We start from the raw sequence: 9731 nt of genomic DNA, 5'->3' as shown, positions 1-9731 counted from the left end.
CTATGTATTCAACTCATTAATAAAAGAATTACTACTTCTTAAAGCAACTTTCGACAAAAGTTGCTTTTTATTTCCCGAAAAATAAAATGATTTAATTAATAACTGAATTTTACCTCTTATTTAAATATACATTTTATTTGAATTCACTTTCTAAAATAGGTAATTTCCTGTTATTATATGAAAGTGTTTCAAAAAATGAAGAAATGAAAACGCATTTATATCGTAAATTCTTCATCCTGTTTTAGCGATCGGTAATCTTCTACTCTATTAGTGGGGCATTACCGATCGTTAGAACGATATGTAATTATATTGGTATAGAAAACCGAAGGGAGTCTTGTAATGGACATTTTATTAGCGCTTCTTCCTGCAATCGCATGGGGAAACATCTTATTAGTAAGCGTAAAAATGGGCGGTGGTGCATATAGCCAAACGGTAGGTATGACAATCGGTGCTCTATTCTTCGCAACAATTATGTATGTATTTACTCAACCAACTTTAACAATGACAGTCTTGATTGTTGGCTTTATTTCAGGTTTATTCTGGGCTTTAGGACAAGTAAACCAATTAAAAACAGTTGAAAAACTAGGCGTTTCAACTACTGTAACTATTTCTACTGGTATGCAGCTTGTTGCAACTACTATCTTCGGAGTTATCGCTTTTCGTGAGTGGACTACTACTACAACGATTGTTCTGGGAACGATTGCAATCCTATTAATCGTAGTTGGTGTAGTATTCACATCTCTAGATGATAAAGAAAATGCACAGCCACCAGGACAATTGAAAAAGGGACTTCTTACTTTAATTGTTTCTACTTTCGGTTATCTTGTATATGTAATTATTATTCGTTGGTATAACATTGATGGTTGGTCTGCTATTTTACCACAGGCAGTTGGTATGTTTGTTGGTGCAGTTGTACTGACATCTAAACATAAACCATTTAACAAATATGCAATTCGTAATGCTTTATCTGGTTTACTATGGGGAACAGGAAACTTATTCTTACTTCTTTCATTACCACGTGTCGGAGTAGCAACAAGCTTCCCATTATCTCAAACTGGAATCGTTATCTCAACATTCGGTGCGATTGTCTTCTTAGGTGAAAAGAAAACAAAACGTCAATTGATCTTTATTGCGCTAGGCAGTGTTTTAATTATCGGCGGTGCTGTCTTACTTGGTATGACGAAAGTATAACACCAAACACCCAATTTCTCTTTAATTGGGTGTTTTTTTCTGTACATATGCACAGAAATCACTTTCAAACATACTATACATTACAAGACATTTTTTCACTCCAAAACCTTTCTTGCTTAAGAGCTAACTATTTATATAGTTAGCTTTTTTTCTATATAAATTTAAATCAATTAATTCTAATTTAATGATATTTTCTCGCGTTTTCTAAGAATAGTACAATACTCTCTTATATATACTTACAATAGTAACCCCTACATTTGTTTTCACTTTAGAAACTGTAGTATGACATATGTCCCAAATGTTGTTTCTACTATAAACAACAAAAGGAGGGCTTATTTTTGCTCACATGCCGTGATAAAGAAATTATTAATGCTTTACACCTATTCCGCTGTATGTCCCGTGATCAAATTGCTCAAATTTTTTTTAGAGATTTAAAAAACCCAATTACATCAACAAACTTTGTTTTAAAAAGGCTAAGACGCGAAAATTATATAGAAGCTAATACTACATTACAACCTTATGTTTATTTTCCAACACCTTCTTTAATTAAAACTAACTCTCAAAAATTGAACCATTATTTGGCGATTGTAAACTTTTATATAGACGTATGCAAATACAAACAACCAACTATTTTTGAAGTAGAGAAAAGATATGGATCTACTTTTATGCAACCCGATATATATATGTTATGGGACAAAAAGGAATTTTTTGTTGAAATTCAAATTTCCAGATATTCTTCTGCTATAATGGAAGAAAAGCTAGAACACTATAGAAATTATTATAAATCTAAAAGATGGGTCTCTCGTTCTAACACTCTATTCCCTTACATATGGATTATTTCTAAAATAAATTATCCCATTCAATGTAACGAATTTAACATTATACAAACACCTTCTGTGTCAGCATATTTGCAAAAGTAAACTTCTATATATATATTTTTAAAATTGGTCTTTCATACCAAAAAAAATATATATTTGATTATTAAACCAAAACTCAAAAAAGTTTGCCTTTTCCAATTTTTTTTGAGTAGAATAAAATTGTATGCAATTTTCTAAGGTGGGAAAAAAATGAACAGTAAGATTAAAGAACTCCGTAAAAAAAATGGAGATACCTTAAAAAGTCTAGCCCAAAAACTCAATTATGATTATAGTAATCTTTCTAAAATTGAACGGGGTATTTACACACCATCTTTAACATTGTTAAAAAGGATAGCAAATATTTATGATGTAGACATGTGGTATCTTTTAAGCGATGAGGATGAAGAAAAAAAAGAAAAAGATGAAAATGAATTTCTTCAAGATTTAGATATGGATTTAAAAGAACTAAGTATCAAATACAATATTACCCTAGATGGAAAATCTATAACTGAAGATGAGATGGAATTCATTATTCATATTATTCGTCAGTTACGACAAGCAGTTGAAAATAAAACTATTCAACCATAAAATTCTGAATAATCGAAAACAATCACCCCTTTGGTCATATCCAATAATTTATCATCCGCTGTAATTATGATACAACGACCATACACTTCTTCAACTGCCTTGTTCTTCATTTTCCTTTTTAAAGAAATTACATATACGTTCTTCATAGGATCTAATATGCAATAAATTACTTTTGTTCCTTCATAGGCTTCTCTATACATATCGAGCAACTTATCGACAGTCTCTCGTCTAGTAAAAATTCCTCTAGGAGACTTGTTGATAAATTCTTCTCTTTTTAGCCCGATCAGCTTTAAAAGTCTGGGATCAATGTCCGTATAAATAAAATCATTATTTTTCCTTCGAAATTTAAAAATCATTTCCCCGTACATTTCCCTATAAACTTTTATTACCTTACAAAGGACAATAGTCAAATCTATATCTTTCTCCATAACACCCTCCTAAATGTTAATTTTACTATATTATATTTAAGCACAAGTCGTTTTTTTCGTTATTATTTGTATTTTTGAAAAAAAATCAAATTAAGGAGCTAGTTAAAAAATCCGGCTCCTTAATATAACATACCTATTCTTATGAACTCAACAAATAAACAGAATGTTTAGAAATCTTTTTATACAGATGAATTGCTTTGTTTATCAATATTTGAGATTGCGACAACATCACAAATAGAAATAATTCCCATACCTAATTCTTTCACTTTCACTATAACTCCCCCATTTCGGACCTCTACAATCTCAGCGCATTGAAAACAATCATTTCCCACATAAAAATCAGCAACAGAAACCGCTTTCAAAAACTTTTCCACTGCACCTTCACAACAATTGAAACACTCATCATTTTCTTTTACTTCACTCATTGATACTGCGGTCATTTCCATCCTTTCAAATACGCTCGTTATATGACAAATTGGAATGACATACTCACAACCTTCTTTTTTTACTTTAATCATATATTCATTTATCTCGCCTAAAATTACTCCATCTATTTTATACGATGTTACGTTTTTCACTCCTACATTAATCTTTGATTGCAGTGGGATGCACCTTAAATATTCCTGTATAGCTAAGGCGCAGCAATCACATCCGCAATTCCCATTAGTCCCATCAACTCCTGCTGGGCCCATTGGACCAGGCTTTCCTGTTGGACCTGTTGGGCCTATTACTTCTATTGGACATGGTAATGCAATAGGAGGCATAAATTTGTCACAATGGATATTCCGTTTGTTAAAATATTCCTCTCTCATCTTTAACTTCCCCTCTGTATATATTTAGTACACAATATCCTATACAAAATAAGGACAAAGGTTCGAAATACAAATAAAATTAGGCTTTTTCTTTTACAACTCACTTTTAAAAATGGTATCGTTTTTTATAACATATCTCTACTAGAAAGGAATAAAGGACATGCTTAAAAAACATCGAATTTTATTTATTGGTGCCGGTCGTATGGCAGAAGCTATATTTTCCGGATTACTCAAAACAAGTAAAGAATACATTGAAGAAATCATCGTTTCCAACCGAAGCAACATAGAAAAGTTAGAACAATTACAAGGGCAATATAATGTGTCCATCACTACAGATTGGAAGCAGCATATTACATCCGTTGATACGATTGTTTTAGCAATGCCACCAGCTGCACATGAACAGTTATTACAGGAGTTATCCCCTCTTCTAACTGATCAATTTGTCGTGACAGTTGCTGCTGGAATCGGACCATCTTATCTAGAAGAAAGACTTCCTCAAGGGACACCTGTTGCCTGGATTATGCCAAATACAGCTGCTGGAATTGGAAAGTCTATCTCCCTATATACGACGGGAAATTCCGTAAATGATATACATCATGAAACGTTACAACTTCTTTTAAAAGGTATCGGTACCTCGCAGTTTTGTACCGAAGAGGAAGTTCACCAACTTACTGCAGTTACTGGTAGTGCACCTGCTTTTCTCTATCACTTTGCTGAAGGGTTAATTGAAGCAACGAAAAGCTATGGAATTGATGAGGAAACAGCAAAACACCTTGTCATTCAAATGATTGCTGGCTCTGCCGCTATGCTCCAGCAAAATCAGGATCCAGCTATGCTCCGCGAACAAGTAACAACACCAGGAGGTTCAACGGCTGAAGGCTTAAAAGTTCTATATGAAAATAATTTTTCAGAAGTCATTCAACAAGCAGTTGAAGCAACCAATAAAAAAGCTAGGGGGAATTAATATGACTGTAACAAGTTTAAACGACTACGCAACATTACATAACGGCGTGGAAATGCCTTGGTTCGGTTTAGGTGTTTTTAAAGTAGAAGACGGATCAGAAGTAATCGATTCTGTAAAAGCAGCTATTAAAAATGGATACCGTAGCATCGATACAGCTGCAATCTATAAAAATGAAGAAGGCGTTGGTCAAGCAATTCGCGAATCCGGTATTCCTCGCGAAGAGCTATTCATCACTTCAAAAGTATGGAATAGCGATCAAGGTTACGAATCAACACTTCAAGCATTTGAAACTACTTTAGAAAAATTAGGCCTAGAATATTTAGATTTATATTTAGTACATTGGCCTGTCAAAGGAAAGTATACTGAATCATGGAAAGCACTAGAAAAGCTTTATAAAGATGGCCGTGTTCGTGCTATCGGTGTGAGTAATTTCCATATTCACCATTTGCAAGACGTATTTGAAATCGCTGAAATTAAGCCAATGGTTAACCAAGTGGAATACCATCCACGCTTAGCACAAGAAGAATTACACACTTTCTGTAAAGAATATAACATCCAGCTTGAAGCTTGGTCACCATTAATGCAAGGGCAACTACTGGATAATCCAACATTACAAGAAATCGCTACAAAATATAATAAATCGACTGCACAAGTTATTTTACGCTGGGATTTACAAAACGAAGTTGTAACGATTCCTAAATCAATTAAAGAACAACGCATTATTGAAAATGCAAACATCTTCGACTTTGAATTAAGCTCGGATGATATGAAAGCAATTCAAGCTTTAAATGAAAATCATCGCGTCGGTCCAGATCCAGATAACTTTAACTTCTAGTAAGAACCCCACTGCCATATGCAGTGGGGTTTTCATTTTAAAAAAACTGAAAATTTAAACTATACTTCATTCGGTTGACACTTCATTATCCAAGGTGTAAGATTTTGAATTATCAAAGAAACACAAAAATTAATAAAATTTATTCGTTTACTCATTGTATCAAGAGAGGTGGAGGGACTGGCCCTTTGAAACCTCGGCAACAGGTTCATTTTGAATACTGTGCCACTTCCTGCAAGCTTTATGCTTGAAAGATAGAATGAGGGACTTCGTTTATATACGGGTGCATAACTTGTACGTAAAAATCCCTCTTTCTCAATATGAAAAGAGGGATTTTTTATTTTTCATTTCCCTCATCATCATCCAAACTTAATTATTTAGGAGGAAAATCAAATGAAAAAGAAGTTTGTACCCGGTATCGCATCAGTTGTAGGAGTAAGTATTTTATTAACTGGTTGCGGTAGTTATAAAAACGAAGCAAGCGGAGCAAATGCAAAAGACGAGGCACCTAGTAAACAGGTTTTAAACTTATCTTCACCTACTGAAATACGAACAATGGATACAGCTCGTGCTACAGATACTGATTCTGGTCAAGTAATGAGAAACGTATTTGAAGGTTTGTATAACCTTGGTGAAGGTAACAAACCTGTCCCTGGCGTTGCAAAATCTCATGAAGTAAGTGGCGATAAAACGAAATACACATTCCATTTACGAGATTCAAAATGGTCAAATGGTGCTCCTGTTACAGCGAAAGATTTTGTCTTCGCTTGGCAAAGAGCTGTTGATCCAGCAACAGCCTCTGAATATGCATTTTTATTCTTTGATATTAAAAATGCCACAAAGATTAACAATAAAGAACTTCCAGCCGATCAACTTGGTGTAAAAGCAGTTGATGACCATACGTTTGAAGTAGAATTAGAGCGTCCTGTTCCGTATTTTATTAGCTTAACAGCGTTCCCAACATTTCTACCAATTAACGAAGAATTCTTTAAAGCACAAGGTGATAAGTACGCTTTAGAAGATAATACAATTTTGTACAACGGCGCTTTTACACTAAGCGATTGGAAGCACGAACAAAGCTTTAAATTCAAGAAAAACCCTACCTATTGGGATAAAGATAATGTCAAACTGGAAGAAATCAATTTTAACGTCGTAAAAGAAAAATCGACAGAAGTAAATTTATTCGAATCTAAACAATTAGACCGTATAAAACTAACATCTGACTTCGTTGATAAATATAAAAAAGATGCTAACTTTAAAGAGCGTCCGAACGTAGGCGTACAATTTTTACGTATGAATCAACAAAACAAAGTACTCCAAAACGTTTCTGCACGACAAGCAATCGATCAAACAATCGATAGAAAATCCTTTGTAAATACGTTATTAAATGATGGCTCTACACCAACCTTTGGTCTCGTGCCAAAAAACTTTGCGAAAGGACCTGACGGAAAAGACTTCCGCGTTGCAAACGGCGATTTAACAAAGGTTGATACAAAATCGGCACAAGAATTATGGAAAAAGGCAAAACAAGAACTTGGATCTGAAAAAATAACGTTAGAATTATTAACAAGTGATAGTGACCTTGAGAAGAAAACTGGTGAATTCTTAAAAGGACAACTAGAAAAGAATTTAGATGGCTTAACAGTAAATATAAAACCACAACCGCGTAAGCAACAAGTTTCGCTTTTATTAAAAGGTGACTACGAAATCGGAATTGATGGCTGGAGCCCTGACTTTGCGGATCCAATTACATTCCTTGAGCTATTTACAACGAATAACCCTTATAACTTAGATCATTACTCTAATAAGGAGTTTGATGAAACAATAGCAAAAGTGAAAACAACTTTAGCTGGTGATGAAAAAGCTCGCTGGGAAGCATTACTAGCATCCGAGAAAATATTATTTAAAGACTCTGTTATCGCTCCTCTTTACCAAAAAGGAGAATCTTATTTAGAACGTTCGTATGTGAAAGGCATTGTGCAAGTAGACTTTGCAGGTCAATTAAACTTCAAGTGGGCAAAAATTGAAAAATAAATTGTAACTTTGACCAACGTTATTCCACCATACTAATTATTTTTTCACAAAATGCATTAAAAGTAGGTTCCTTAATAGACGGGAATCTACTTTTTCAATATATTATTTCAAGAAATTAACATTCTATCTTTATTATTGACATATAGTTCTTTCCAGTGTTAATATTCTAAATAATCAAAGAAACAAAATATTTAACCATCAAAATATAATGTCTACTACGTTGAAACATATAACGATAGATTATAGTTCAACATGTATATACATATAGAACACCTGACTACCTACATACACATATCCATAATAGGTTTTCTCTTCTATAGCTACACTCCAAGACATGGACATTATGACGTTACGAACAACACATTTAGGGAGGAACGAACAATGAAGAAAAAAGTTGTACCTGTTGTTGCATCTGTTTTAGGGGCAAGTCTACTACTAACTGCTTGCGGGGGAAATAAAGATAATGCAAACGGAGCGAAAGCAAATGATAAAGCAAATAATAAACAAGTAATTAACTTATCATTTGCTTCAGAAATTCCAACAATGGATGTTGCAAAAGCAACGGATGGGGAATCCATGAACGTAATGCGAAATGTTTTTGAAGGTTTATATGCAATCGGAGAAGATAATAAACCTATTCCTGGTGTTGCTGAATCGGTTGATATTAGTCCCGATAAAACAAAATACACATTCCATCTTCGTGATTCGAAATGGTCAAACGGTACTCCTGTTACAGCAAAAGACTTTGTCTTCGCTTGGCAACGTGCCGTAAATCCTGATACAGCAGCTGAATATGCATTCTTATTCTTCGACATACAGAATGCGAAACAAATAAATCAAAAACAATTACCCGTTGATCAATTAGGTGTCAAGGCTCTTGATGACAAAACTTTAGAAGTACAACTAGATCGTCCTGTTCCCTACTTCTTAAACTTAACGACATTCTCAACATTCTTACCAATTAATGAAGATTACTTAAAATCTCAAGGTGATAAATACGGTTTAGAAACAAATCATTTAATTTACAACGGTGCTTTCACATTAGATAACTGGAAACACGAACAAAGCTTCCAGTTAAAGAAGAACCCTAACTATTGGGATGCTAAAACTGTAAAATTAGAAGAAATTAACTTCAATGTCGTTAAAGATAAGTCTACAGAAGTTAACTTATATGATTCAGGACAAATTGATCGCGTTGCTTTAACTGCGGAGTTTGTTGATAAATATAAGGGCGATCCAAACTTCAAAGAACGCGCTGAAGTTGGTATTCAATTCTTACGACTAAATCAAAAAAGTGCAACATTAAAAAATCAACATGCACGCCTTGCTATTAACGGAGCAATGAATAAAAAAGCATACGTAGAAACAATTTTAAATAACGGTGCAATTCCAGCTGAAGGAATGGTTCCTGCGAAATTCGCAAAAAGTCCAGAAGGCAACGACTTCCGTAAAGAAAACGGAAATCTAGTCAAAGATGATGTGAAATTGGCGAAAGAAAACTGGAAAAAAGCGAAGCAAGAACTCGGTACTGACAAAGTAACACTTGAACTATTAACAAGTGATAATGCTTTAGCTAAAAAGACTGGCGAATATTTAAAAGGTGAACTAGAAAAGAATCTAGATGGATTAACAGTGAATTTAAAACCGCAACCACGTAAACAACAGTTGAAACTACTATTAAGTGGTGATTATGAAATCGGAATTGACGGCTGGGGCCCTGACTTCGCGGATCCTATTACATTCTTAGATTTATTTACAACAGATAGTGCTTATAACTTTGATAAATACTCTAACAAAGATTACGACGAGCTAATTCATAAAGTAAAAACTGATTTAGCTGGTGATGAAAAAGCGCGCTTTGAAGCAATGAAACAAGCTGAAAAAATCTTATTACAAGATGGCGCTGTCGCTCCTTTATACCAACAAGGCCGCTCTTACTTACAACGCGGATTTATTAAAGGACTTGTAACAACTGACTTCGGCGGTGAATTTAACTACAAGTGGACAGAAGTTGCAAAATAATAA

Annotated in this window: 9 protein-coding genes and 1 riboswitch; of the genes, 7 read left to right on the top strand and 2 right to left on the bottom strand. The window is 34.0% G+C overall.

Features of this window, described 5'->3' with window-relative positions:
* Positions 1–339: 339 nt before the first annotated feature.
* The 3 genes from KI356_RS15685 (at position 340) to KI356_RS15675 (ending at position 2636) form a co-directional block, all read left to right on the top strand.
* Complete coding sequence (locus tag KI356_RS15685) at positions 340–1191, top strand: GRP family sugar transporter (protein WP_002115415.1); 852 nt, start codon at positions 340–342, stop codon at positions 1189–1191.
* A gap of 338 nt (positions 1192–1529) precedes the next feature.
* The gene (locus tag KI356_RS15680) at positions 1530–2111 is read left to right on the top strand and encodes a replication-relaxation family protein (protein WP_128283230.1); all 582 of its coding nucleotides are present in this window, start codon (positions 1530–1532) and stop codon (positions 2109–2111) included.
* A 147-nt stretch (positions 2112–2258) separates the two neighbouring features.
* Positions 2259–2636: a helix-turn-helix domain-containing protein gene (locus KI356_RS15675; protein WP_212935851.1), complete on the top strand. Its 378-nt coding sequence runs from the start codon at positions 2259–2261 to the stop codon at positions 2634–2636.
* Here KI356_RS15675 and KI356_RS15670 read toward each other — a convergent pair.
* On the bottom strand, positions 2627–3064 hold the full coding sequence (locus KI356_RS15670) for a hypothetical protein (protein ID WP_128283228.1): 438 nt from the start codon (positions 3062–3064) through the stop codon (positions 2627–2629). The genes KI356_RS15675 and KI356_RS15670 overlap by 10 nt on opposite strands.
* A gap of 179 nt (positions 3065–3243) precedes the next feature.
* A complete protein-coding gene (locus KI356_RS15665; protein ID WP_212935850.1) occupies positions 3244–3876 on the bottom strand; it encodes a collagen-like triple helix repeat-containing protein in 633 nt (210 codons plus the stop codon).
* 160 nt (positions 3877–4036) lie between these two features.
* Here KI356_RS15665 and proC point away from each other — a divergent pair, with 160 nt between their 5' ends.
* The 4 genes from proC to KI356_RS15645 all read left to right on the top strand — a co-directional run bounded on the left by proC (position 4037) and on the right by KI356_RS15645 (position 9728).
* A complete protein-coding gene (gene proC, locus KI356_RS15660) occupies positions 4037–4840 on the top strand; it encodes a pyrroline-5-carboxylate reductase (RefSeq protein ID WP_212935849.1) in 804 nt (267 codons plus the stop codon).
* 1 nt (position 4841) lies between these two features.
* Positions 4842–5675 (top strand): glyoxal/methylglyoxal reductase, encoded by an 834-nt coding sequence (gene pgoN / locus KI356_RS15655; protein ID WP_212935848.1) that lies wholly within the window; start codon positions 4842–4844, stop codon positions 5673–5675.
* Between the two features lie 153 nt (positions 5676–5828).
* A riboswitch (SAM riboswitch) is annotated at positions 5829–5933 on the top strand.
* Between the two features lie 132 nt (positions 5934–6065).
* A complete protein-coding gene (locus KI356_RS15650; protein ID WP_212935847.1) occupies positions 6066–7706 on the top strand; it encodes a peptide ABC transporter substrate-binding protein in 1641 nt (546 codons plus the stop codon).
* A gap of 381 nt (positions 7707–8087) precedes the next feature.
* Positions 8088–9728, top strand: coding sequence for a peptide ABC transporter substrate-binding protein (locus KI356_RS15645; RefSeq protein WP_128283223.1), 1641 nt, complete (start codon positions 8088–8090; stop codon positions 9726–9728).
* The last annotated feature ends 3 nt before the right edge of the window (positions 9729–9731 follow it).

Source organism: Bacillus hominis (assembly GCF_018332515.1).
In the GTDB taxonomy this organism is placed as follows: domain Bacteria; phylum Bacillota; class Bacilli; order Bacillales; family Bacillaceae_G; genus Bacillus_A; species Bacillus_A hominis.
This window is presented reverse-complemented; position numbering and strand designations above follow the sequence as displayed.